General features: G+C 44.7%; 25 protein-coding genes. 15 read left to right on the top strand and 10 right to left on the bottom strand.

Annotation, left to right across the window (positions count from 1 at the left end):
* Positions 1–3 precede the first annotated feature (3 nt).
* The gene (waaF, locus tag C6H00_RS03000; RefSeq protein ID WP_104749545.1) at positions 4–996 is read left to right on the top strand and encodes a lipopolysaccharide heptosyltransferase II; all 993 of its coding nucleotides are present in this window, start codon (positions 4–6) and stop codon (positions 994–996) included.
* Here the strand turns inward: waaF and C6H00_RS02995 are convergent.
* The 5 genes from C6H00_RS02995 to C6H00_RS02975 are packed head-to-tail and all read right to left on the bottom strand — an operon-like array spanning position 976 to position 5,979.
* On the bottom strand, positions 976–2,667 hold the full coding sequence (locus C6H00_RS02995; protein ID WP_104749544.1) for an SEL1-like repeat protein: 1,692 nt from the start codon (positions 2,665–2,667) through the stop codon (positions 976–978). The genes waaF and C6H00_RS02995 overlap by 21 nt on opposite strands.
* Positions 2,668–2,676: 9 nt before the next feature.
* Positions 2,677–3,264 carry a hypothetical protein gene (locus C6H00_RS02990; RefSeq protein WP_104749543.1) on the bottom strand — a complete coding sequence of 196 codons (588 nt, stop codon included), beginning with the start codon at positions 3,262–3,264 and terminating at the stop codon, positions 2,677–2,679.
* Entirely contained in the window at positions 3,261–4,094 is an 834-nt protein-coding gene (locus C6H00_RS02985) for an MlaD family protein (RefSeq protein ID WP_104749542.1), read from the bottom strand. Before C6H00_RS02985 ends, C6H00_RS02990 begins: the two co-directional genes overlap by 4 nt.
* On the bottom strand, positions 4,079–4,861 hold the full coding sequence (locus tag C6H00_RS02980) for an ABC transporter ATP-binding protein (protein WP_104749541.1): 783 nt from the start codon (positions 4,859–4,861) through the stop codon (positions 4,079–4,081). Before C6H00_RS02980 ends, C6H00_RS02985 begins: the two co-directional genes overlap by 16 nt.
* Positions 4,862–4,869: 8 nt before the next feature.
* Complete coding sequence (locus tag C6H00_RS02975) at positions 4,870–5,979, bottom strand: MlaE family lipid ABC transporter permease subunit (RefSeq protein ID WP_104749540.1); 1,110 nt, start codon at positions 5,977–5,979, stop codon at positions 4,870–4,872.
* 107 nt (positions 5,980–6,086) lie between these two features.
* Between C6H00_RS02975 and C6H00_RS02970 the strand changes: the two genes are divergently transcribed.
* From C6H00_RS02970 to C6H00_RS08740, 8 genes are all read left to right on the top strand, one after another.
* Entirely contained in the window at positions 6,087–6,725 is a 639-nt protein-coding gene (locus tag C6H00_RS02970) for an outer membrane beta-barrel protein (RefSeq protein WP_233704385.1), read from the top strand.
* A 75-nt stretch (positions 6,726–6,800) separates the two neighbouring features.
* Positions 6,801–8,069 carry a phosphopyruvate hydratase gene (eno, locus tag C6H00_RS02965; protein ID WP_104749539.1) on the top strand — a complete coding sequence of 423 codons (1,269 nt, stop codon included), beginning with the start codon at positions 6,801–6,803 and terminating at the stop codon, positions 8,067–8,069.
* Positions 8,053–8,544, top strand: a complete 492-nt coding sequence (locus tag C6H00_RS02960; protein WP_233704384.1) for a shikimate kinase — start codon at positions 8,053–8,055, stop codon at positions 8,542–8,544. The genes eno and C6H00_RS02960 overlap by 17 nt, the downstream gene beginning before the upstream one ends.
* Positions 8,545–8,581: 37 nt before the next feature.
* Entirely contained in the window at positions 8,582–10,069 is a 1,488-nt protein-coding gene (gene pta / locus C6H00_RS02955; protein WP_104749537.1) for a phosphate acetyltransferase, read from the top strand.
* A gap of 3 nt (positions 10,070–10,072) precedes the next feature.
* A complete protein-coding gene (locus C6H00_RS02950; protein ID WP_104749536.1) occupies positions 10,073–11,272 on the top strand; it encodes an acetate kinase in 1,200 nt (399 codons plus the stop codon).
* Positions 11,273–11,449: 177 nt separating this feature from the next.
* Positions 11,450–11,617, top strand: coding sequence for a hypothetical protein (locus C6H00_RS08510; protein ID WP_158655712.1), 168 nt, complete (start codon positions 11,450–11,452; stop codon positions 11,615–11,617).
* Between the two features lie 28 nt (positions 11,618–11,645).
* Positions 11,646–12,278, top strand: coding sequence for a sulfatase-like hydrolase/transferase (locus C6H00_RS08745; protein WP_233704383.1), 633 nt, complete (start codon positions 11,646–11,648; stop codon positions 12,276–12,278).
* On the top strand, positions 12,275–13,123 hold the full coding sequence (locus C6H00_RS08740; protein WP_233704382.1) for a phosphoethanolamine transferase: 849 nt from the start codon (positions 12,275–12,277) through the stop codon (positions 13,121–13,123). The genes C6H00_RS08745 and C6H00_RS08740 overlap by 4 nt, the downstream gene beginning before the upstream one ends.
* A 13-nt stretch (positions 13,124–13,136) precedes the next feature.
* Here C6H00_RS08740 and C6H00_RS02940 read toward each other — a convergent pair whose 3' ends face one another.
* The 4 genes from C6H00_RS02940 to C6H00_RS02925 are packed head-to-tail and all read right to left on the bottom strand — an operon-like array spanning position 13,137 to position 18,152.
* Positions 13,137–15,353 carry an endonuclease MutS2 gene (locus tag C6H00_RS02940; RefSeq protein ID WP_104749535.1) on the bottom strand — a complete coding sequence of 739 codons (2,217 nt, stop codon included), beginning with the start codon at positions 15,351–15,353 and terminating at the stop codon, positions 13,137–13,139.
* Entirely contained in the window at positions 15,350–15,694 is a 345-nt protein-coding gene (locus C6H00_RS02935) for a hypothetical protein (protein ID WP_104749534.1), read from the bottom strand. Before C6H00_RS02935 ends, C6H00_RS02940 begins: the two co-directional genes overlap by 4 nt.
* Positions 15,694–17,028: a UDP-N-acetylmuramate--L-alanine ligase gene (murC, locus tag C6H00_RS02930; protein ID WP_104749533.1), complete on the bottom strand. Its 1,335-nt coding sequence runs from the start codon at positions 17,026–17,028 to the stop codon at positions 15,694–15,696. The genes C6H00_RS02935 and murC overlap by 1 nt, the downstream gene beginning before the upstream one ends.
* Entirely contained in the window at positions 17,022–18,152 is a 1,131-nt protein-coding gene (locus C6H00_RS02925) for a succinyldiaminopimelate transaminase (protein WP_104749532.1), read from the bottom strand. The genes murC and C6H00_RS02925 overlap by 7 nt, the downstream gene beginning before the upstream one ends.
* A 132-nt stretch (positions 18,153–18,284) precedes the next feature.
* Between C6H00_RS02925 and C6H00_RS02920 the strand changes: the two genes are divergently transcribed.
* The 6 genes from C6H00_RS02920 to miaA are packed head-to-tail and all read left to right on the top strand — an operon-like array spanning position 18,285 to position 22,245.
* The gene (locus C6H00_RS02920) at positions 18,285–18,731 is read left to right on the top strand and encodes a hypothetical protein (RefSeq protein ID WP_104749531.1); all 447 of its coding nucleotides are present in this window, start codon (positions 18,285–18,287) and stop codon (positions 18,729–18,731) included.
* Complete coding sequence (locus tag C6H00_RS02915; protein ID WP_104749530.1) at positions 18,715–19,968, top strand: GIY-YIG nuclease family protein; 1,254 nt, start codon at positions 18,715–18,717, stop codon at positions 19,966–19,968. Before C6H00_RS02920 ends, C6H00_RS02915 begins: the two co-directional genes overlap by 17 nt.
* 50 nt (positions 19,969–20,018) lie before the next feature.
* Entirely contained in the window at positions 20,019–20,471 is a 453-nt protein-coding gene (gene nikR / locus C6H00_RS02910) for a nickel-responsive transcriptional regulator NikR (protein WP_104749529.1), read from the top strand.
* Positions 20,455–21,036, top strand: a complete 582-nt coding sequence (nadD, locus tag C6H00_RS02905; protein ID WP_104749528.1) for a nicotinate (nicotinamide) nucleotide adenylyltransferase — start codon at positions 20,455–20,457, stop codon at positions 21,034–21,036. Before nikR ends, nadD begins: the two co-directional genes overlap by 17 nt.
* Positions 21,029–21,355: a ribosome silencing factor gene (rsfS, locus tag C6H00_RS02900; protein ID WP_104749527.1), complete on the top strand. Its 327-nt coding sequence runs from the start codon at positions 21,029–21,031 to the stop codon at positions 21,353–21,355. Before nadD ends, rsfS begins: the two co-directional genes overlap by 8 nt.
* Positions 21,355–22,245, top strand: a complete 891-nt coding sequence (gene miaA, locus C6H00_RS02895; RefSeq protein ID WP_104749526.1) for a tRNA (adenosine(37)-N6)-dimethylallyltransferase MiaA — start codon at positions 21,355–21,357, stop codon at positions 22,243–22,245. Before rsfS ends, miaA begins: the two co-directional genes overlap by 1 nt.
* Here miaA and C6H00_RS02890 read toward each other — a convergent pair.
* Positions 22,214–22,969, bottom strand: a complete 756-nt coding sequence (locus C6H00_RS02890; RefSeq protein ID WP_104749525.1) for a carbonic anhydrase family protein — start codon at positions 22,967–22,969, stop codon at positions 22,214–22,216. The genes miaA and C6H00_RS02890 overlap by 32 nt on opposite strands.
* Positions 22,970–23,084 lie beyond the last annotated feature (115 nt).

Here is a 23,084-nt window from a genome sequence, read left to right as displayed (position 1 = left end):
AAAATGAAAATCCTCCTGCGTTTGCCTAATTGGTTAGGCGATGGGGTGATGGCCACACCCACCATTGAGACCTTAAGGATGCATTATCAAGAGAGTACGCTTATTTTGGTGGGCTCGCCTGTGGTTTGCGCACTCTTTAAAGATGATCCTAACACAATAACCCTAGTTGATGATAGCAAAAAAGCCAAGAGTCGCCTCTGGGCTACCTATCAACTAGCTAGACAGATTGGGCGTTGCGACCTAGCTATCACACTCACTAATCACTTTTATAGCGCGTTTTTGCTCTATTGCACTCAAACTCCCGTGCGTATAGGTTATGCCAAATTCCCTCGCACTCCTCTACTCACCCACGCCTTGTCCACACCCTCTAATGTCCACCAAGTAGAGCGTTATTACCATTTGCTCCATGCCTGTATCCCTAATTTAGAGCTTGCTCCCCCCCCCTTAAAACTCAACGCGCAACGCGCGCTCAAACCTCAACGAATCGGATTAAACCCAGGGGCAGCCTATGGAAGCGCGAAACGCTGGAAGCCTGAATACTTCGCTCAAGTGGGGGCGCATTTTCTAGCAGAAGGTTATGAAGTTTATCTTTTTGGAGCGCGCGCAGATTTAGAGGTGGTAGATCAGATCATGCGCCTTCTGCCTGCAAGCGCGCGCCTCTTCAATCTCTGTAATCAAACCACTTTAGCGGAGCTAATTGAGCAGATAGGAACACTCAGTCTTTTTATCACCAATGATAGCGGTCCTATGCACATCGCCACCGCTCTGCAAGTTCCTCTAATTGCACTCTTTGGGCCTACCAACATGCAAGAGACTAGCCCATGGCAACACCCCCATGCCTGCCTTATCAATAAAAACTTGCCCTGCGCGCCTTGTAAAAAGCGTGTGTGCCCGCTTAAAAATAGAGGGAATATTAAGCCTCATGCCTGCATGGACACCATTAGCCCCCAAGAGGTGATCCAAACAGCTCAGAATCTATTGATCCAGTCTCTCTAAGGTTTTCAAAGCCTCTTGAGCCTTTTTATTGCCAAATTTAGCCGCGCGCTTAAAGCACTCCGTGGCTTTTTGTAGGTCGCTATCCACTCCCTCTCCTTGATAGTAGATCACACCCATGTTATACATAGCATTAGAATTGCCTCCATTAGAGGCTTTTTGAAAATAGAATAAAGCCTGTTGTATATCTTTTTCTACCCCATCTCCTTGACTATACATTACCCCCACATTATAATCATCTTTGATACTCCCTAGCTGGGCTGCTCTATAAAAATAAGCAAAAGCCCTGGGTGCGTCCTTTTCTACCCCCTTGCCCACATGGTAGAGCGAACCCAAATGGTGCAAGGCGTTAGCGTTATCCATTTTGGCCGCCTCTTCAAAATAAAAGATGGCTTGAGGAATGTCCTGTTTAGTGCCTCTGCCATATTCACACATCACCCCTAGATTGTAATAGGCCTTATCATCGCCCAATTTAGCGGCCTCTTGAAAATAAGAAAAAGCATGTGTCGTGTCCTTTTCTACGCCCAAGCCTCTATTATAAATCACCCCTAAATTGTAATTAGCTTTAGCATGCCCAAGTTTAGCAGCTTGCTGGAAATAATCTAGGGCTTTGGCTTCATCTTTGGGCATGCCCTGTCCATTAGCATAAACCACACCTAAATTATAAAGAGTCTGCGCCTTTTGTTCGCTCACTTGAGTATTCATAGCACTTAGATTAGCAAATGCCTGCGCGTCCCCTAAATCTGCAGCCTCTTTGTAATAAGCGATGGCTGTATATCTATCTTTCTCCACCCCCTTGCCTGTGCGATATAAAGCAGCCAAACTAGAAAGCGCGTCCGCATCACCCATTTCTCCAGCTTCTTGATAAAGGGCGATCGCTTTATCCATATCTTTTTCTACTCCCTCTCCATTCTCATACATACTCGCTAGAGTGCATGTAGCCTTAGCAAATCCTGCCTGTGCAGATTCTTTAAAAAGTTCTAGGGATTTTTCTGTATTCTTTTCCACACCTTCGCCATTTTCATACATAACGGCTAGGTTATAGCACGCGCGCGCATCGCCTAGTTCAACAGCTTGTTGGAAATATTCAAGGGCTTTGGCGTAATCCTTGCTCACTCCGTGCCCAGCGTAGTAAATACTCCCCAAACTTACTAAAGCTTTGACACTCCCACGATCCGCAGCCTGTTGGTAAAAATCTAGGGCTTTAGCATAATCTACACCCACACCACTTCCAGTGCGATACATCAGACCCATATAGTTTAGAGCGTTTACATCCTCTAAACTTGCTGCATGTCTAAAGTAGTCCAAAGCCTTTTGATAGTCTTTTTTTACTCCCTTGCCCAAGTTGTGCATCACTCCTAAATTAACAAAACCCTGACTATCTCCCAAATTAGCAGCTTGTTTGAAGTAGTCAAGAGCCTTTGTATCATCCTGAGAGACTCCCCGTCCATTAGCATACATCACGCCCAAATAGACTAGAGCGCGCGAACTCCCCAGTCCAGCGGCATGCTGGTAACTTGCTAGTGCTTCTTCATAGTGGCGTGCTTGGTAAGCTTGGTGGGCAAGTTTGAGGAACTCTCCATAAATACTTTGCTCTTCCTCTTTGGTTTCAAAGTCTTCTTCTAGCTTATCTTGAGTATCTTGAACATCTTGTGGTATGGAAGAGATTAGCATGGATACTCCTTATAGAGTAGTCTTGATCCGCGAGGCGACCTCTTGGAGGGCCTGACTAGCAATGTGTTGCAAAGTATCAATAGCTTTTACAGGAATGTCTAGGGTTTTTGCATCGGTTTGCAAAGTTACTTTTTGCTGTTTGATTACCATGAAACTATTAGGTGTTGCGCTGTTGACAACCCTTAGAATAATCTGAGCATACACACCATCTTTGCCTTCTACAAACCCTAAAGAGAGCACATTGAGCTGTATGCTTGCGCGTGCCCCGCTAGGCACTCCTAATGCCATGCACTGGCGCATCGATTCTAAGATGAACATATTTTTCAGCAGACTGCTGGGTAAATCGGCAAATTTTTGACGCACACTCCGTTCAATTTTCCCATCAACGCGCTTGAAAATCATGTCTTTAGAATTATAGAGATCGGCGACCACGACCCCTACTAAGGCTATTTTTTTGGTACTAGAACAAGTATTTGTAGGCGGGGTCTGAGTGTTAAGGTCATAAACACTAATGTCAGGCAAAACCTGTTTGAGGTTGAGGTTCAAGCAACCGCTCAACAAAGGCACTAAACATGCACAACTTACCCAAACTCTCATTTTTGCTCTCCAAAGAGGGTTTTATAAGGATTAGCATCAAATTTATCCATCAACAACGACCCCTTTTGCACGAATTGGTCAATATTGCGCAGACTCAATTCTGCCTGAATGAGAAGGGGGGTGAGCATGCTTTTTAGATCGTATTGTCCACCTTGTACTTTTTTATCCACATCCATAATCAACTGATTACCATGCTCGAGCAGAGTATCTCCCTTGCCTAAAGTTTGATCCGCCTTAACCAACAAGGTATCAAGATTATTTTTTAGCGCATCTAATCCTTGTGTCGCTTGTTGAATAGAGGCAATAATTTTACTGAGATTGGCAATATTTTCTGGACTGAGGAGTTGGTCAATGTTTTTCACAATGCCCATTACTTCATCAGAGATATGTCCCGCACTCCCGCTGAGTTTTTCTAAAAAGCTCTGTTCGTAGTGCAGAATGCGCTCTGAGTCTTTCTTGGTGTAAAATTCTTTAGATTTACCTTGAATGAGGCTTAAGTACTTCATTCCTACAAGCCCCTGCGAATCCACCTTGAGCACAGCATCTTTAGTAACGGGTACTTTGCTCTTAATATCAATAGAGAGTTTGACCACACCTAAACGCTTGGGGTCAAAGCCCACGCTTTTAATCGTGCCTACCTGAATGCCCTTATAGTTAACGGCGGTATTTGCTCCAATCCCACCCAAATCCTTATCAGTGTAGACTACATAGCGGGTATAATCCTCTTCTTCAAAGTTGACATGCCCCAACCATAAAATGAAGATAGCCATGCATGCCAAGCATGCTAGAAAAATCCCCCCAATAAGCGTGTAATTTACATGCCTTTCCAAAATTTTTCTCCTCTTGTGGAATTGAATAAATTCCCCTCTTCTAGGGGTACTTCTTTGGTGTGCTGTATAAATTCGGCCAAATTACCATCAAAACTAATCAACCCATCTTTGAGCATGATAAAGCGATCGACTGCATTTTTAATGGAGTCGAGATCATGGGTGATCATCACCACGGTCAAATTCAACGCCTTTTTGAGTGAGAGGATCAGCGCGTCAAATTTATCAGCTGAATAGGGGTCTAGCCCGCTGGTAGGCTCGTCTAAAAAGAGAATATCCGGATTAGTCGCCATTGCGCGCGCTAGTCCTACGCGCTTTTTCATCCCCCCGCTGAGTTCATAGGGGTAGAGGTGGTGCACTTTTTTACTCAAGCCCACGCGATCCAGCCACATTTTAGAGATTTCTACGATATTTCTTTTAGGGTAAGCACTATGCTCCTCAAGCATAATTCCTACATTTTCTAACACACTCAAGGAGCTATAGAGCGCGCCAAATTGGAACAGCATACCGATACGATGAAAGAGCTTATCGCGCTCAGAATCTTTGAGTTTCCAAATATCCATGTCAAATATGCGGATGGTTCCTTTTGTGGGCTTATTGAGCAAAATCATACTTCTTAAAAGTGTGCTTTTCCCACTCCCACTCCCTCCCAAAATTGCCAAAACCTCCCCTTGATATACCGAAAAACTCACGCCCCTATGAATCACATGATTGCCATAGGCAGTATATAGGTCTTTAACCTCGATTAAACGGGATGTGTCATTTGTCATAAACAGGTTTATATATTGAGTTTGCTAAAAATAACTGAAAAGAGCGCGTTTAAAAAGATGATCCAAAAAAGCGCGTTCACAACGCTTATGGTAGTCAGTGTGCCAATGGATTCAGTGTCCCCTTTGACCTCAAAGCCACGCATACAGCCTACTAAGGCGATCGCAAAGCCCCAAAAAGGAGCTTTGACCAACCCTACAAAAAAATGGGTGAGCCCGACATTTTCATGCAAGAGCGCGATATAGTGGGTGAAAGTTACCCCAAGTTGGTATTTGATGGCTACCATCGCTCCCAAGAGCGCGAACGCATCCGCAATAAAAACCATCAAGGGCATGACAATGATCAGAGCCAAAACGCGAGGTAAGACCAGCCAAGCAAAGGGGCTTAAACCCATTGTGTGCATAGCATCTAACTCCTCGGTGATCTTCATCACCCCAATTTGGGCGGTGAAACTAGAGGCACTACGCCCAGCCACAACTAGAGTTAAAATAAAAGGCCCCATCTCCCTTAGGGCTAATTTGGCCGTCATTTCAATACTCATGAGAGGAAAGCCTAGTTCTTGTAATTGGATCGCCCCCTGCAGAGCGATCGCAAAGCTTACCACAAACACGGTGAGAATGCTTACTGGCAAAACCTTAAATCCACTCTCATGGATGTGGTGTACTAGAGGTGTGAAACAGAGGGTTTTGGGCTTAATAAAAGCGCGCCCTAGAAAGTAAAGCACCATTCCGCAGAAGTTAAAAGTATTGAGCATGGTATTAAAGAAGGTCGCCACACTCTGCCCTAGTTTGTCTAGGGGGTTTATCTTGGGAGGTTTGCTATATTGCCTGCTAAGAATACTAGGGTCTTCTTTAACCCAATGTTGTACGACCTCTAAAACATGCGCATTGTACACATTGGTATTCAAAACCACAGGTTTTTTACGGCCCAAAAGATCGTAAAGAAGCATTAAAAACACAAAATCCAAACGACCCACTTCCTTAAAATCTACAGCTTTAATAGGTGGGGCATTTCTAAGAAGTTTTTCTAGGCGTGTGAGGGCACTCGCAGGAGTTTTAAAATCCCAGTTACCACGCAAAAATAAAGTATCTAGTTCTATGTAACCCACAGACTCACTCACAAGATCCCTTAGCGCAAAAATAATCCAAGCCAAAACGCAAGCTGTGCTATTATACAACAAAACAAGAAACAAGATAAGTCGTGGGATTGCGCTGTATTAGGATATTATTGCTAGTTGTTGGAGTGGGCGTAGGCGCACCACAAGAAAAGATTTGGATTAAGGAACAAGACACCTATACGCGTCTATACAACCAAAGGAAGCAACTCAGATTGAAGAATGGGGGGTATTTTGGGATGGGTTTTGGTGCAGTTGAGATCGAAAAAGATTATCAAAATACCAAATTAAAGAGCTTTCCAGCTATTTTGAGTGCTAAGGGAGGCATGCAGACTTTTTTTAAGGATTATATTGGTATCCGCGCCTTTATTGCCCTTGATTTAGCCACTTCCAAAGTGAATTGGCAATCCAAGCCCAACCTCTCTAATTCTTTTTATGGCGTGGCAAGTGTTGGCTTAGAGATTCCCCTAGAGTTTCCTCTAACGCACTCTTATAAACATTATCTTGGGGTTTATGCGGGCGTGGGGTTTGGAGTAGCACTTTATACAGACGATGCTGATTTTAGTTTTAAAAAACATAATGACATCCATACCGCTGGCCTGATCGCGCAAGCGGGGGTAGCTCTCACACTCTATAATAAACACCGAATTGAAGTGGGCTTAAAACTCTTGCCCACCAATAAAACTCTACTAGCCTCTGATCGTTTTCAAACTTCTTTGATGCTCAGTTGTATGTATTTGTATAAATTTTAAGCCATATAAATCCCCCAGTGTCAGACAAATTCTTAGTATCTTTTGCTAACATGCCCCTTTTGCAAAGGAGCAGGCATGCAAATTCAAGATATTCAAGCAAGCGAAGTTTTAGACAGCCGGGGTAACCCTACCCTAAAAGTTAAAGTTATTTTAAGCGATGGAAGTTTGGGCGTAGCGATTGTGCCTAGTGGAGCGAGCACGGGCAAGAGAGAGGCTTTAGAGTTGCGCGATCAAGACCCCCAGAGATTTTTAGGCAAAGGTGTTTTAAAGGCTTGTAACTTTGTGCAAACTCAGATCAAAGAAACTCTTCTAGGTCAAGACCCCTACCAACAGGCTAAGATCGACTCTTGCTTGCAGGCTTTGGATGGCACGCCTAATTACGCCCATTTGGGGGCTAATGGGGTGCTGGGCGTGTCTATGGCACTTAGTCGTGCCTGTGCACACTCTTTAAATCTGCCTCTTTATGCCTATTTGGGTGGGATTAATGGTTCAACTCTGCCCGCTCCTATGTTAAATATCATTAATGGGGGTGCGCATGCTAATAACCGCTTGGATTTTCAAGAATATATGATCATACCCTTGCACTTTGAGAGTTTTAAACAGGCTTTGCGCGCTAGTGTAGAGGTCTATCACACACTAAAGGGCATGTTAGCCCAAGCCGGACACCCTACTAGCGTGGGCGATGAAGGGGGCTTTGCTCCTAATTTTGAAAACAATGCGCAGCCTTTGGAGTGGATTTTAAAAGCCATTGAGAAAGCAGGCTATAAACCCGGGGAGCAAATTGCCTTAGCTTTGGATGTAGCCAGTAGTGAGCTTTTAGACTCCAGCAGGCACTATGTGCTCTCTAGTGAGAATAAAAAGCTAGAGGCTAGCGCGCTCATTGAATATTACGCCCAGCTTGTAGACAAATACCCCATTGTCTCCATTGAAGACGCACTAGGCGAGGAGGATTATCACGGGTGGCAGGAGCTCACCAGCAAGCTAGGGCATAAAGTCCAACTTGTAGGCGATGATTTATTTGTAACCAATGAAACTCTCTTAAAAAAGGGCATTGAACAACAACTTGCTAACGCCATTCTCATAAAACCCAATCAGATTGGCACGATTTCACAAACCCTACAAACCATGCGCTTGGCACAGAGGGCGGGCTATGCCTGTGTGATGAGTCATCGTAGTGGGGAGAGTGAGGATAGTTTTATTGCCGATTTTAGTGTCGCGCTCAACACGGGTCAAATTAAAACCGGCGCGCCCACACGAGGCGAGCGCACCGCTAAATATAACCGCCTCTTGGAGATTGAAGAGTCTATTCAAGGCGCATATGCGGGGAATGGGCTATTTGTCTAAGATTTGGCTCATTGGCTTTATGGGTAGTGGAAAAAGCACTCTAGGCGCACTGCTAGCCCAAGCTCTCAACTATCGCTTCCTAGACACGGATTTACAAATTAGTGCCCAAACGCGCACAAGCATTGCCCAAATTTTTAAAGATCACTCAGAAGCTCATTTTAGGGAGCTTGAGAGGCAATTAGTTGCCACCCTTGAGCAAGTGCAAACCCCCCTTGTCATTGCTACGGGGGGGGGATTGCCCATTTACACGCCTCTAAAAACGGGGATTGTAATCTATCTATACTTGGATTTTGAGGTGATTGTAGCTAGACTTCAAGCCGACTCTAATTCTAGACCCCTCTTTCAAGACCGCACCAGCCTTTATGACCTCTATAAAAACCGCGCGCCACTCTATGCGCGCATAGCACACCATACTATCCGAGCTCACAAAGAACCCTCTCAAGTTTTGCAAACTCTTTTAGAAGTGCTAGGCTAATTTGTTATAATATTTCCACCAAAATAAAAGGAGATTTATGGGTCAGGGAATCTTACTCATCGCCTCTGCTCAACTCGAAGAACAATCGATCAAATGTCTTGAAATGGTCTTGGAGTCGCAAAAGCAAAGCTATAAAATTGTAGATGCCAACTTAGGGATTGCTCTTAAAGACCTCATTGCCAAATCAGAACAGAATACATTTTTAACCCTTTTGAATGCTTATCAGGCTTTGGATTGCGAATTTGTCTTGCTCAAAGGGAGCGCGCTAGCCCCCCTGCAGGCTCTCGATCCCTTGTTTTTGCACAAATACGCCCAACATCTCAATCTGCCTGTAATCAACGCACTTGATGGGGATGTGAAAGCATGTATGCGCGCCCATGCGAGCTTTGAGCATGCAGGAGTGATTAATCCCATCACCTTTGCGCACGCAAGTCAAAACAATTTAAACTATATGATTTTGGACTTGCAAACCCTAGATGATTTAAAAGCCCCCCAACTCGGTTCTATTTATCAGATTTTGCACAACACAAAAAGCATGTGTTTAAGCCCTTTGAGGTTTCAAGCAAGCTTGTTAAAGCGAGCTAAAAACGCGCTTAAAACCATTGTTTTACCCGAAAGCCATGATCCTAGAATCTTGCAGGCTGCCCATATTATCTTGCAAAACCAAGCGGCCAAACTCATTTTACTAGGCAAAGCAGAGCAAATCTTAGAAAATGCACAAAGTTTGGGACTCAATTTAGAAGGATGCCAAATCATTGATCCTAGCACCTCCGAACACCTTGATGCTTTTGCCAATACCCTTTATGCTCTGCGACAAAGCAAGGGTTTAAGCTTAGAAGAAGCCAACAAACTTGTACGAAGTTCGACTTATTTTGCGACTATGCTCGTCTATAGTGGGCATGCTGATGGCATGGTTTCAGGGGCAACACATACTACTGCTGATACCGTGCGCCCCGCCTTGCAGACTATCAAACTCCATCCGGGGGTGAGTTTAGTTTCTAGTGTTTTTTTCATGTGCCTAGATACCCAAGTCTTAGTTTTTGCCGATTGTGCCATTAATCCTAACCCTACTAGCGAGGAACTTGCCCACATTGCCCTAAGCTCTGCGCGTACGGCCAAGAGTTTTGGCATTGAGCCACGCATTGCCATGTTGTCCTATTCTACCGGGACATCTGGCAAGGGCGCAGATGTGGACAAAGTCGCCCAAGCTGTAGAGATTGCGCGTAATTTAGATGAAACTTTGATCGTTGATGGTCCTTTGCAATTTGATGCGGCCATCGATCCGGCTACAGGAGCTAAAAAGATGCCCGGAAGCGTTGTTGCCGGGCATGCTAATGTGTTTATTTTCCCAGATTTAGATGCGGGCAACATCGCCTACAAGGCAGTACAGCGGACCGCTAAAACTTTAGCCATTGGTCCTGTACTGCAAGGTCTTAAAAAACCTGTCAATGATTTGAGTCGGGGTTGTTTGGTTGAGGATGTGATCAACACCATCATCATTACCGCCATTCAGGCACAAGGATAAGCCATGCGTATTCTTGTTTTAAATTTGGGTAGCTCTTCTATCAAGTTCCAACTTTTCAACATTGCCAAACAAGAGGTTTTAGCCCGTGGGCTTGTAGAACAAATTGGTGGAGAGTGTGCTCAAGTGCAGATTTATACCCAAGATGGGCGCGTGGAGATGAGCAAGGAGTGTTTGCACATTAGTACCTATGAAGAGGGGCTTATACATGTGGAAAATAGCTTGCGTAACTTGGGTGTTTTGCAAAGTTTTGGGCATGTGGATGGCGTGGGACATCGTGTAGTGCACGGAGGCGATCTTTTTATTCAGCCTACTCTCATTGACAATCATGTCATCGAGCATATAGAAAAGCTTGCTTTTCTAGCCCCTTTGCATAATCCAGCTAATTTAATGGGCATTAAAACAATCAGAAAACAAGCTCCCCAGCTTCCTCAAGTCGCTGTTTTTGACACCGCTTTTCACCAAAGCATCCCTCCTCACGCTTTTATGTACGCTCTCCCCTACCATCTTTATGAGACCTACAAACTACGCCGTTATGGTTTTCATGGCACTTCACACCACTTCGTGGCTCAAGAGGCCGCTAAATTTTTAAATATCCCCTATGAGAAATTTAGTGCGATTTCTTTACATTTGGGCAATGGGGCTAGTGTGTGTGCGATCAAAAATGGTCAAAGCATGGATACTTCTATGGGGCTAACTCCCCTAGAGGGTTTAATTATGGGTACACGCTCAGGCGATCTTGACCCCGCCCTCTTGGGTTATATCATGCAAATCCACCACAAAAGTCTTGAGGAGGTTAATGACATTCTTAATAAGGATAGTGGACTTAAGGGGCTTTGTAGCAAAAATGACATGCGCAGTGTGGAAAGTCTGATCGAAGAGGGAGATGAAAAAGCTATACTGGCGTTTGATATGTATGCTTATCGCATTAAAAAGTATATCGGTTCTTATCTGATCACACTAGGACACATCGATGCCTTAATTTTTACTGGTGGTGTGGGGGAAAACTGCGCACGGCTACGCAAGGCCGTATGCACTAATTTAGAAAATTTTGGCATCTCTCTTAACCAAGAGGCTAATGTTAAGCCTCCTAGGGGCGTTATCAATTTAAGTCAACCTCAAACGGCAATACAGATTTTGCGTGTACCCACCAATGAAGAGTGGGCTATTGCTACAGAAAGCGCAAAAATTATCCAAGCACTCTAAAAAAACGATGTGTTAGCTCTACCCCTTGGTAGAGTCGGTTTTCTATGCATGATACATAGTTACATCTGCATGCCCTCTGCAACTTTGATGCTCGCCGCTCTGATTTGCCCCATCAGGTCTTTACTTTCGTGCGAAAGAGAGACTGTTTTTACACATTACTAAAATTAAGGTTTTTACATGATCTTGGATAATCGCTTTTGGCTGATGTGGCTAGCCCCTGTTGTAGTAGGCTTTTTTGCTGTGGAGGTGTGGGATGGAGTTTTTTGGCATGCACTCAAGGTGGCTTTTTATGGTTTTTTGTTTTTTTTATCTTTATTATTTTCTCTTGAGTTTTATAAAATCTAAGTTTTGGGCAGAGTTTTTAAAAAATACCATGCTAGTTTTGAGCTTGGGTTTTAACTTCGTAAGCTTATTTCTAGCCCATTATTTTCACATGGACTTTACACCCTCTCTTATAGGTACACTTTTAGCAACCAATGTGCAAGAAAGTCAAGAATTTTTAAAGGGCATGGTTTTGCCTCGCATTGGGATTATTCTAGGTTATCTCGCGATCTGTGTTGGCTTCCTAAATTTGGTGCGTTTTAAGCTACACCTCAATATGCCACGGCAACTTAAAACACTCACTGGACTTGTGGCGATTTTTTGGGCGCACACTTTGTGGGTGTTTTTTATGCAGGGAGGGGGAGGGCATGGTAGGCTAATTAATCTCAACATCGTCAAACGCGTTATACCTGTGGTAAAAGAGATATATGCGGTGTGTGTTTCCTTGAAAGAATTTGGTCAAATTCAAGCTATGTATCAAGGATTAAAACAACTCTATCCTAAAGATTATTTAAGTGTAGAGAAAAACAGTGTAGATAATGTGGTGTTGATCGTAGGAGAGAGCGCATCCAAAAATTTCATGGGACTTTATGGTTATGATGTGCCCAACACACCTTTTTTAAGTGTGCTTAAAGAGAGAGAGAGAGAGAGAGATCGCAAAATTTATTCATTTTTGATGATGTGATCGCCGTCTTTGCTAATACGCTTGAGGTGTTTAAAACCCTGCTTAACTACGGCGATGTGGAAAACAAAGCTATCCCCTGGTATCAACAAAAAACCTTAGGAGCTATTTTCAAGCTAGCGGGCTATAAAACTTTTTGGCCAGATAACCAAGAAGTTCTTTCAACAAACAACTATTATAGTGCCTTCGCCTACGGCTTTACCTACAAATTTTCTACACACGAAACTTGGAATAGCGGTCTAGCCCATTACGACCAATGGCTCATTCCCCTTTTTGAACAACAGGTCCAACCTAAAATAGGAGCTAAAAATCTGATTTTAATCCATTTGTTTGGAAACCATCCAGACTATAAGGGGCGCTTCCCTAAAAGTTTTGCTAAATTCACCCCTGGACAGATTCGCTATCAAAGCCTCCATATTCAAAACGATCGAGACAAGCAAGTTGTCGCTGATTATGTCAATTCTTTATATTATACCGATCACATTCTAGAAGAGTTTTTTAAGTTTTTCAAAGATAAGGATGCCTTAATTCTTTATTTTTCCGATCACGCCCAAGATGTGTTTGAAACTAATAATGGCTATGGGCATCGTTGTTCTACTTATGGCGTAGAGATTCCCTTTGTGATCTATGTTACGGACTTATTCAAGCAGAAGCACCCTGAGAAAGTTAAATTAATCGCCCAAGCCGTGCATAAACCCTTCATGAGCGATGATCTCATCCATGTGCTCTTACCTCTAACAGGGATTCATACCAAAGACTATATGGCGAGTAAGGATTTATTGAGTTTGCAATTTGATACCCATAGAAAACGAATTTATTGCGAAGGGCACTTATACAACAAGCCTTAACAACACATGGTAGCTATAATTTTACCATCTGTGCCCCAGAGCCACCTAGATTGTAGGGCGCGTCCTCAAAAGAAATCACCTTAGGGTGGTTTTTAAGCCACTCTTTGAGAGCTTGGCGTAAAATCCCCTTGCCCTTGCCATGCACAATCAACACCTCTTCAAAGCCCGCTAGAAGCGCGTTGGCTAAGAAGTCTTGGGCTTGCTCTAGAGCTTCTTGCACATCTAGTCCATGTACATCTAGGCGCATTTGCCCTCTTGCTTGAGGTTTGTGCTGGAGGCGCACCTGCGCTTTGGGGGCGGAGGGCTTAGGTTTTAAGATCAATTTTTCAGGTCTAACCTTAATCTTTACTCCATTTTCTAAGGCTATATTGTAAAGCCCGCCACTGCGCGCGATAATCTCCCCGTTTAATTTGCCATAGCCCACAAAATCCCCCACCTGAAAATTTTGTTTCTGTGGGGTAGGTTTGGCAGGCCGTTTTAAATTCTCTTGGATGGCTTGGATTTGCTGGTGGGCGTGGCTTTTATTATGGGTGCGCTCAAATTCTTTTAAGGCCTCTTGGAGTTGCCTTAAGGCCTGTGTATAGCTCTGCTCTAAGCTCCTTTGTGTTGCTTCTCTAGCCCTGTGGGCTTGTTCTAGCTTGGTTAGCTTTTCTTGGTATGTGCACTCTTGGGTTTGTTGGGTGTGTTTTAATTGGGCGCGCTCTTGGATAAGCTCCTGCTCTAGCGCGCTGGTGCGCTCGATCAAGGCGTTAAGCTGGCTCTGTTCTGCGCCATAAAGGGCGCGTGCCTGATCGATTAAGTCTAAAGGCACGCCATAACGCAGGGCACTCTCAAAGGCATAACTCTTGCCAATGAGTCCGGGGGTAAAAGTGTAGGTGGGCATTTGGGCTTGTAGATCGTAATTGGCTGCAAGCAGTTGCACGGCGGGGTTTTTGGCTAGGAGCAAAGCTAAATGTTTGTGGTGTGTGGTTACCACAATTTTAGCTCCCTTCTCTAGCAACTCCTCTAGCAAGACCTTATACAAACAGCTCGCCTCAGAGGCGTCCGTGCCCAGTTCGATCTCATCCACGCCTAGCAAGAGTTGAAGGGTGTTAAGCGCGTGGCTAAAATCGAGCATGCGCCCAGCAAAGGTAGAAATGTCATTTTGGCTATTTTGCGGGTCGTTGATGATGGCTTGAATATGTTCTATATGGGGAATTTGGGAATGGTGCGCGTTGATTTTAAAAGGCAAAAAGTGTTTGGCCAGCCACGCGCACGAGAGCACAGATTTTAAAAGCATCGTCTTACCCCCCGTGTTCACCCCGGTTACCAAGAGCAGGGATTGGTTAAAATCTAAGCTAAGGGGTTTAGGGTTGTTGAGATTGGGATGTTCAAAATCTTTGAGCACAAAATACCCCCGTGTGTTGGGCTTGATAAAGCTTAGATTTGCGCTTTTGGCAAAATTTACGCGCGCTTGCAAGTGATCCAAATAGTCAAATTCATGGTTGATAAAACGCAAAAATAGAAAATGAGGGCGCAGGGTTTCACTCCATTGCGTGCAGATGAGCATCACACTCTCTTCTATCTTATTGCGCGTCTCTTGGATTTTACGCGCCAAATTTTTCACCTCTAGGGGTTCTATGTAAAATTGCCCGCTATGCGAGCGCGCCACCACCGCGCCCTTAAGCACCGCAGAAAAACCCGGTTTTAAAAGCAAAGTTTCGACTCCCTGCACAAAATGCACTTGGCGATCGGCTAAGTAGGTTTGCAGACTTGATCGTCCTAAAATTTGCTGAAATACTTGTTTTTGTTGGGCTTGCAAACGCGCTAAACTCTCTGATAACGCGTCTAATTCCGGGTAAAAGCCCTCTTTGAGAGCGGGGCTATCTTGCATATGTGTTTCTAGCTCTAAGAGAGGTGCAGGAAAGTGGATATTGGCCAAATAGGCGCATAAATGGGGGTGATCTTTGGGGTGTGTGCGCGCCTTTAGGTAGGCAAAATAGCGCGTGATTTTGACAAATTCTAATAAAATCTCCAAACGCCACACCCCGCCTTTTTTCAAGGCTTTCAGGGCTTCTTTTAGGCAGATAAGCGTGCTAGGGGGGTTAAACTCTAGGTTTTCAAATTCTTGTAGATGTTCCCAAGTGCTAGGGCGCAGACTTAGAGTTGTGGCTTCTTTAGGGCGGGCTAAAAAGCTTGCAAAACGCTCTAAAAAGCGTTCTAAATCTAATTGGCTAGCTAGCGTGTTCAAGGGGTCTTTTTCTGACAAGATTGCAAATCAATCAAGGTGTCTTTCATGGGACCATTGGGCTTGCCCAAAAAACTTAAAGTGCCCGTAACAAGATTGAAGTTTTTATTATTTACCTCTACATGGCCGCATAATAAAGTTTCCCCGCGTAAAAAGGCGCGCTGTAAATCCATTTGGGCGCGGTTATTCTTATCTTGCTCATAGGTATAAAATCCTACCATCCCTCCTAACACCACAAGCGCGAGCGCGCTCAGTAACTTTTGCTTAAAACGCACCAATCCAAAATCTTTAAATATAAACCAAAGCAAGATCAAGACAAGGGCTAAAACGATCCACGCCCCCATTAAACCTCTCCTCTAAGTTGGGTGGTGATATCCCCTGCTCCAAAGCCTATCACTAACCCATTATGCAAGGTGCGAATCTTGACCCCCTGCACAAAGAGTTCTAAGCCCTTTGAAGTGCGCCACATAGAATCAATAAAAGTGGGTTGCAAGTGCCCAAAGAGGGCATGCATATCCACTTCGCGGGGTTTCTCACCTGCGCGCCACACAGGCAAGATATAGAGCTGACTTACAATGGGATTTTTAAAGCATTCTTGAAAACCCTCTAAATTATCCAAGAGGCGAGAGAATTTATGAGGTTGCCAAATGACAATACCCTCTTTGAGTCCTTTGAGTTGGGCGTAGGTTTGCAGGGCCTGCAAAGTGGCACAAATCTCTGTAGGGTGGTGGGCGTAGTCATCAATGAGTAGTAACGAGTCTTTTTGAATGATATCAAAGCGTTTCTTGATACCCTTGAAATTGAGCAGATTGGCGCGCAGACTCTCTAAGGGCAGTTCTTCAAGAGCGGCCAAAATCGCCAGGGCTGCATTGCTAGCTGTGTGCGCCCCCAAACCCCACACCTCAAAAAAGCCGTAATCTTTGAGCTTAAAACGCGTATAGGGCTCATCCTCTCTTAAAAAATAGCTAATTTGACTGATGTCGCGCGCAGGGTCTAGGCGGATCGCCTCTAAGCTACACTCTTTTAAAAAGGGGTCGCTGATATTAATCACGCGCTTTTTAGCCAGCTTTAAAAAGTCTGTATAGGCTTGATAAAACGCTTTTAAATTGTAATCATAACCATCTAAATGTTCCACCTCAGCATTGGTTACTAGAGAACAATAGGGGTTGGAATGCAAAAAGCTTTGATCGGATTCATCAGCTTCAAAGACCAAGCTAGAACTATCACTCTCGCGCACATTAGAGCCAAAATCCTTGCTGGTCGCCCCGATGATCGCCCCAAAATGGGGCAATAATGCGCTTAACATCGCGCTCGTGGTGCTCTTGCCATGCGCCCCGCATACACTAAAAACACGCTTATCCCCTAAAATGTATTCTAACGCCCGTTTACGCGAAAGAATGAGGCAATTTTTCTCCATTGCCGCTACAATCTCCACATTATCTACCTTGATAATAGCCGAGTGGATCACCACTTCTTGATCCTTGAGCGCATTAGGGTTGTGGGGAATGGTGATAGGAATGCCCAAATTGGCTAGATAGTCCGTGATAGTGCTTTGCACAAGGTCCGAGCCACTCACCACCGCGCCCTGTGCCTTAAGGTATTTAGCTAGTCCTGAAATACCAATACCTCCAATGCCAATAAAGTGGATTTTATAGGTGTGGATGGGACGATCTAGCATGACAGGCTCTTTAAATAGCTTTGGTGCGCGTCTTTTAAGGTTTTTAAAATAGGGCGCATATTTTCATAGACCAATGCCACGCGCACAAAAGGCGCGCTATGCGGGCTATCACTCGGGCTTAAAAAGCCCCCAGGAAGGACTTTAATCCCTGTGTGAGTGAAGAGATGACGGGCAAAATCCTCTCCATGATGGGCGTAAAGCCACACATAAAAGCTTGTGGGGAAAACGCGCACGCCCAAAATTTCTTGAGCAAGTTGTAGATTGCGCGCATAGGCTTGACGGATTTGCTCTTGTTGTTCAAAATCTAACCACCCTGCTGCGCTAGCATATTGCAAGGGCAAGGGGATCGCACACCCGCTATAGCCCCTAAAAATCTTGTATTTGTTCAAAATATTGGCATCCCCAGCGATGTAGCCACTGCGCGCCCCTGGGGCACTCAAACTCTTAGAAAGCGAATGGATTGCTAAGACATTTTTAAATTCTCTATTGCCCACTTCTAAGCAGGCTTGCAAAATAGAGGGCGGGGGCGTGGAGGCGTAAATATTGCTATAACATTCATCATTGAGCAATAGAAAATTTTCCTGCAGAGCGCGCAAGACCCAAACTTTTAACTCTTCTAAGCTCAAGGTGCGCCCAGTGGGATTATTAGGCGAGTTTAAAATCACTAAGTCGGGCTTGAGCGCGGGGTCTAGCTCAGGGGTGAAGTCATTAGCAGGGCTTAAAGGCATAAAAAGAGGCGTAGCTTTGGCAACTTGCGCACTAGCTAAATACACTTGATAGAGGGGATCGGGCATGGCGATCTTGGGCTGAGGTTTGTCATGCAAATAAAAGATGGGGAAGTTAAAAAGCGTTTCTTTAGAACCTAGGGTGGGTAAGATTTGCTCCATCCTTAAGCGCACTTTGAAATGGCGCTCTATAAAACTCACTTGGGCTTCTTTGAGAAAGTCCTCTCCCCCGCTTTTGGGATAAAATCTGAGTGTGTCCGTGTGGGCTTGTAGGGCTTGTTGGATAGATGGAGGTGTGGGAAATTGGGGTTCGCCAATGCTCAGATCAAAAATCTTAGGAGGATTTAGCCCGTGCAAGAGGGCATTTAGGCGTTCAAAGGGATAAGGGGTGAATTGCATTCAGGGGTTACCTTCTTGGATGGAATGATTAGAGTTTGGCATTTGGGCTTGAGGGTAGGAGAGGGATTTTGTTTTATAAAAAGGAGGGGCTTTATAGCCACAACCTGTTAACAAACATGCTAAGATAACCCCATGAAAAATGCCCAAAATATTCTCTCTGATTTGCAAAACCAACCTTTCTTAAAACCCCTAGATATGCGCCTTAAACTCAATCAGCTTAAGCTTTTTTTGCCCCTTTCCATTCGAGAGGCGATTAGCTCTATTATAATTAAAAACTCTAAACTCTGGCTTGCTTTTAGCCACCCGAGCGCACACACTTATTTTTGCAAACATGCTCGCGAATTTAGCCAAACCTTGTTACGGGAAGTGCAGAACCTAGATTTAGAACCCCCAGCACCCCTTGAGGTGAAAGCCTATGTGCCCCAAGTGATTCGAACAAAATTTGTCCCCAAGCCTCCAAAACTCTATTATCAAGAATGCGCACAGGGTGATTTCACTAACCACGCTAACGACCCCGAGCTTAAAGCCCTCTTTGAGCATATCCGTGCCTGTATCAAGCAACATGCGCGCCCAACTTGAGAATCTGCCCCAAAGTTGTGGAGTGTATCTTTACTGGGACACTACTGAGTGCTTACTCTACATTGGCAAGGCAAAAAATCTTAAAAAGCGCGTCTTGAGCTATTTTAGCCTACAAGAGGAGCGCATCTTGCCCAACCCTAGAAATAGCGCGCGTGTGCGCGATATGGTCTCTAGGATCGCACGCCTAGAATACCGCCTAACTCCCAATGAGCATGAAGCCCTACTGCTAGAAGATCGCCTCATCAAGCAATACCAACCTCGTTATAATATTTTGCTCAAGGATTCTAAGACCTACCCCTATGTCTGTTTTGACCCTGCTCTGCCCTATCCAGTGTTACACCTACAAAGACACCCTAGCGAACACTTGCGCTGTTTTGGCCCTTTTAGTTTGGGAGCTAAGGAAATTTTAGAGAGCTTGTTAGAATTTTTTCCCCTCGTGCAAAGTCCTAGCTGTGTGCGGGGCAAATCCCCTTGTGTATTCTATGAAATTAAGCGTTGCGCTGCTCCTTGTGCGAGCAAAATTAGTGCCCAAGAATACGCGCATTTGCTCCAAGAGGGGGTCGCTCTTTTAGAAAATCTGCCTCTGTTATGCACGCGTATTCAAGCGCGCATGCACGCGCTTGCCTCTCAAGAACGCTATGAGGAGGCAGCCCTATGGCGCGATCGTTTAGGCAAAATTCAAGCCTTACTAGAACGCCTGCAAATCCCCCTAGAGAATCCTGCGCGCGCTCTGCAGGTGCTTTTAGGGCTACGCGTCCCCCCTGAGCGTATTGAGATTTTTGATGTAAGTCATCACGCCCAAAGCCATTGCGTGGGCGCGATGGTGGTGCTTGAAAAGGGGGAATGGGTGAAAAAAGCCTACCGGCGTTATCTCTTGCAAGGCAGAGATGAATATGCCCAAATGCGCGAGTTGTTGGAGCGGCGCGCCCAAAGAATGCAAAACCCTCCGCACTTATGGCTTATAGATGGAGGGCGCGTACAGGTGCGTATCGCCCTGCAGGTTTTGCAAAGCGTGGGGCAAAACATAGAGGTGCTAGGCATTGCTAAGTCCAAGAGAGGAGGGAAAACCCAGCGATCGCTAGGAGATATACCCGATGTGATCTACACGCGTGATCGAGTGTTGCGCTTGAAGGCCAATGACTCCTGTTTGCAGTTCTTGCAACGCTTAAGGGATGAGGCACATCGTTACGCTATTAACTTCCACCGCACCAAATTCCTCGCCCAAATTAGGGGCTAATAAGCCAAATTAGATTAGAATGTGAGAATTTTTTGCAAATAAGGGAATTTATGGAGCATAAAGACGACACCATTATTAGGTTTTCTGTATCTTTGCAACAAAATTTATTGGATGAACTGGACAATCGTATCATTAAAAACGGCTATTCTTCGCGATCTGAATTAGTGCGCGATATGATCCGTGAAAAATTGGTAGAGGATAATTGGTCCAATGATGAAAATTTTGGCACGACTAAAGAAGGGCTCACTGTGGCGGTTTTGGTGATTATCTACGATCATCATCAGCGCGAGCTCAACCAAAAGATCATTGATATTCAGCATGAAAGCCATATTACCATTATGTGCACAACCCATGTACACCTCGATCTTAATAATTGCCTAGAAACTATTATTATTAATGGCAAACCTTCAGAAATCATGCGTTTGCACTTAGAAATTGGGGGGCTTAAGGGCGTGAAATTTTCCAAATTAACAAAGGCTTCCAGTTTTGAGCAAAACACTTAAAATCGCCCTTTATGGGGGGAGTTTTGATCCCCCTCATATCGCCCATTTGGAGGTGGTTGCGCAGATTTTAGAACATTTGGATATCGATCGTCTTTTTGTGCTGGTAGCCTATCAAAACCCCTTTAAGGGCGCACCTTGCTTTAGCCCAAAACAGAGGCTTGCTTGGATGCGTGGGCTTTTAAGCGGGTTTTCTAAGGTAGAAGTGAGTGATTTTGAAATCTGTGCACAACGCCCCGTGCCTAGCGTGGAGAGTGTGTTGCATTTTCACCACAGCCTGCGCCCTAGCAAACTCTATTTTGTGATCGGTGCGGATAATTTGGCGCATCTGTCCCAGTGGGAGGGCTATGCTACCATGCAGGAGCTGGCAGAATTTGTCGTAGTGCAACGAGAGGGCTACCCCCTTGAGCCCCGCTTAGATTCGCTCTATATCCCTCTGCCACGCATTCAAGAACGTATTTCTTCCACCCAGATTAAAGCCCTCTTAGCCCAACATAAAATCCCCTCTCACCTGCCCCCCACCTTACAAGGAGGGGTGATTCAAGCGTTTAAGGAAATCCATGTCTGATCCTAGAATTGAAAGAATTGTCGCGCTCTTAGAGGACAAAAAGGCGAGCGATATTGTGGTTTTTGATCTGAGCGATCGCGCCTATGTGACTCAAAAGGTGATTATTGCCACTACCCTAGCTCCCAAGCACGCCCTAGCTCTGCTCGATCACCTCAAAAGCGCGCTCAAGCCCTTAGGAGAGCAATTTTATGCGGTGGACGCACAAAATGAGGAGTGGATCATCATTGATTTAGGAGACATGATGGTGCATTTATTCACCCATCAACAACGCGTGCATTTTGATTTAGAGGGGTTTTTGAGTACCTATAAAGCTCCCTAGTGCCTAGCCTCTTTGCCATTTTGGGGCCTAGTGGGAGTGGTAAGAGTGCTCTTGCTTTACAGCTTGCTCAAGAGTTAGACGCAGAAATTTTTTCACTAGATTCTTTGAGTATCTATAAAGATTTCAATATCGCGGCCGCTAAACCCAGCGCACAGGATTTGGCGCGTATTAAGCATTATGCGATCGATATTTTAGACATTTCTCAACCCAATAACGCCATCGTATTTGCTCAAGAATTACAAAAAGCTTTGGCTTTTAGCTCAAAACGGGTTTTGCTCTTGGTGGGAGGCAGTGGGTTTTATCTTAAAAGCATTTTAGAGGGACTAAGTCCTATGCCTCTTGTAGATGAGGGCGTGCGTGCGCGCATAAAAGAACTGGCTAACCCTTATGATTTTTTAATCCAAGTAGACCCTTTGTACGCGCAAAAAATCCACCCTAAGGACAGCTACCGCCTCCAAAAAGCCCTAGAAATTTATTTTGGTACGCAAACCCCCCCTAGCGTGTATTTTGCCACCCACCCTAAAATCCCTTTTCACCTGCCCGTAAAGCTCTACACCCTCAGCCTGCCTAAGGAGATATTGCGCGCACAAATCGCCCAGCGTACAAAAAACATGCTCAAGCAGGGAATTGTTGCAGAGGTGGAGAGTTTGGCGCACCAATATGGCAGTCATCATCAGCCCTTTAAAGCGATCGGACCTAAGGAATGCTTGGAATATTTGCAGGGCAAACTTAACCTAGCACACCTAGAAGAGGCGATCTATACGCACACCTGCCAACTGGCCAAACGCCAAATCACCTTTAATAAAAATCAGTTTGCAAACATCGCGCACTTGGAGCGCGCGGGAATCTTAGAGGATATTAGGGCTCGCGCAATACGGCTGAACTCTTGACAATCACGCTATTGTAATCCTTTTGGGGTGGGCGGTTGTTTTTAACATGGTGCATGATTTTTTGCAGAGCTGCTAATTGCTCCTTAGAGACGCTCAAGGTTTCCTCAATAATAAACCACGCCACGCCCTCTGTACAGGGGGGAGTGGTGAGCGATCCATTGAAGTGGTAGTAATTGATGCTAGCAGGAAGCAGGTTTTCTAAGTCTAGGGATTTAGGGACTTGTTTATGCGCATAAGCTTCTAACAGACGCGTGATCATTTCATTGGGTTTGCCAATTTCAAAACCTATTCCCAAGACGAGTAAAAGTCCATTGGCATCTTGGTGTACCATGTGCATGCTCAAGGGTTGGCGGTGCTTGTGAATGCTAAATTCCATCGGGGTATGGAAGTGCAAATTTACCAGCTTATAGACATGATCGCGGTAGAGAATGTGGTTTTGTGCACTATTGAATTGTACGACAAGCGTATGATGCGCATAAGTGAGAGAAGTGGGTTTGGCCTTATTTTGATACACTGCTGCCAAATCCTCCTTATTTGGAGTGTAATAGTAGTGTTCAATATCGATAGGAGATTGATTTTTACCACTTTTACACAGCTCGAAATCTTTATGTAAATCACCCCATTGGCGGGGAGTACTAGGAGAGTTGTAGCCCCATTTATGTGGACTATCTGCACCCATTCCTAAAGATATGCCAAATGCACATAGTAACAAGAGTTTTTTCATCGCTATCCTTTATTCTAATTTATTGAGATGGACTTACTATACTACACTTAGGTCTAAAGAGACTTATTAACCATTTTAAGTTAGAATAGGGGACTAACCTTTTGGATTAGAAATA

The organism is Helicobacter cynogastricus (genome assembly GCF_900197855.1).
GTDB lineage: Bacteria > Campylobacterota > Campylobacteria > Campylobacterales > Helicobacteraceae > Helicobacter > Helicobacter cynogastricus.
The sequence above is the reverse complement of the archived record's forward strand: the minus strand, read 5'-3'. Positions and strand labels throughout refer to the sequence as shown.

What these genes read in the sequence shown, in the direction of transcription:
- waaF (WP_104749545.1), top strand. Translation starts at nt 4, where the DNA reads ATGAAAATCCTCCTGCGTTTGCCTAATTGGTTAGGCGATGGGGTGATG.
- C6H00_RS02995 (WP_104749544.1), bottom strand. Translation starts at nt 2,667, where the DNA reads ATGCTAATCTCTTCCATACCACAAGATGTTCAAGATACTCAAGATAAG.
- C6H00_RS02990 (WP_104749543.1), bottom strand. Translation starts at nt 3,264, where the DNA reads ATGAGAGTTTGGGTAAGTTGTGCATGTTTAGTGCCTTTGTTGAGCGGT.
- C6H00_RS02980 (WP_104749541.1), bottom strand. Translation starts at nt 4,861, where the DNA reads ATGACAAATGACACATCCCGTTTAATCGAGGTTAAAGACCTATATACT.
- eno (WP_104749539.1), top strand. Translation starts at nt 6,801, where the DNA reads ATGCAAATTCAAGATATTCAAGCAAGCGAAGTTTTAGACAGCCGGGGT.
- C6H00_RS02960 (WP_233704384.1), top strand. Translation starts at nt 8,053, where the DNA reads ATGGGCTATTTGTCTAAGATTTGGCTCATTGGCTTTATGGGTAGTGGA.
- pta (WP_104749537.1), top strand. Translation starts at nt 8,582, where the DNA reads ATGGGTCAGGGAATCTTACTCATCGCCTCTGCTCAACTCGAAGAACAA.
- C6H00_RS02950 (WP_104749536.1), top strand. Translation starts at nt 10,073, where the DNA reads ATGCGTATTCTTGTTTTAAATTTGGGTAGCTCTTCTATCAAGTTCCAA.
- C6H00_RS08510 (WP_158655712.1), top strand. Translation starts at nt 11,450, where the DNA reads ATGATCTTGGATAATCGCTTTTGGCTGATGTGGCTAGCCCCTGTTGTA.
- C6H00_RS08745 (WP_233704383.1), top strand. Translation starts at nt 11,646, where the DNA reads ATGCTAGTTTTGAGCTTGGGTTTTAACTTCGTAAGCTTATTTCTAGCC.
- C6H00_RS02935 (WP_104749534.1), bottom strand. Translation starts at nt 15,694, where the DNA reads ATGGGGGCGTGGATCGTTTTAGCCCTTGTCTTGATCTTGCTTTGGTTT.
- murC (WP_104749533.1), bottom strand. Translation starts at nt 17,028, where the DNA reads ATGCTAGATCGTCCCATCCACACCTATAAAATCCACTTTATTGGCATT.
- C6H00_RS02925 (WP_104749532.1), bottom strand. Translation starts at nt 18,152, where the DNA reads ATGCAATTCACCCCTTATCCCTTTGAACGCCTAAATGCCCTCTTGCAC.
- C6H00_RS02920 (WP_104749531.1), top strand. Translation starts at nt 18,285, where the DNA reads ATGAAAAATGCCCAAAATATTCTCTCTGATTTGCAAAACCAACCTTTC.
- C6H00_RS02915 (WP_104749530.1), top strand. Translation starts at nt 18,715, where the DNA reads ATGCGCGCCCAACTTGAGAATCTGCCCCAAAGTTGTGGAGTGTATCTT.
- nikR (WP_104749529.1), top strand. Translation starts at nt 20,019, where the DNA reads ATGGAGCATAAAGACGACACCATTATTAGGTTTTCTGTATCTTTGCAA.
- rsfS (WP_104749527.1), top strand. Translation starts at nt 21,029, where the DNA reads ATGTCTGATCCTAGAATTGAAAGAATTGTCGCGCTCTTAGAGGACAAA.
- C6H00_RS02890 (WP_104749525.1), bottom strand. Translation starts at nt 22,969, where the DNA reads ATGAAAAAACTCTTGTTACTATGTGCATTTGGCATATCTTTAGGAATG.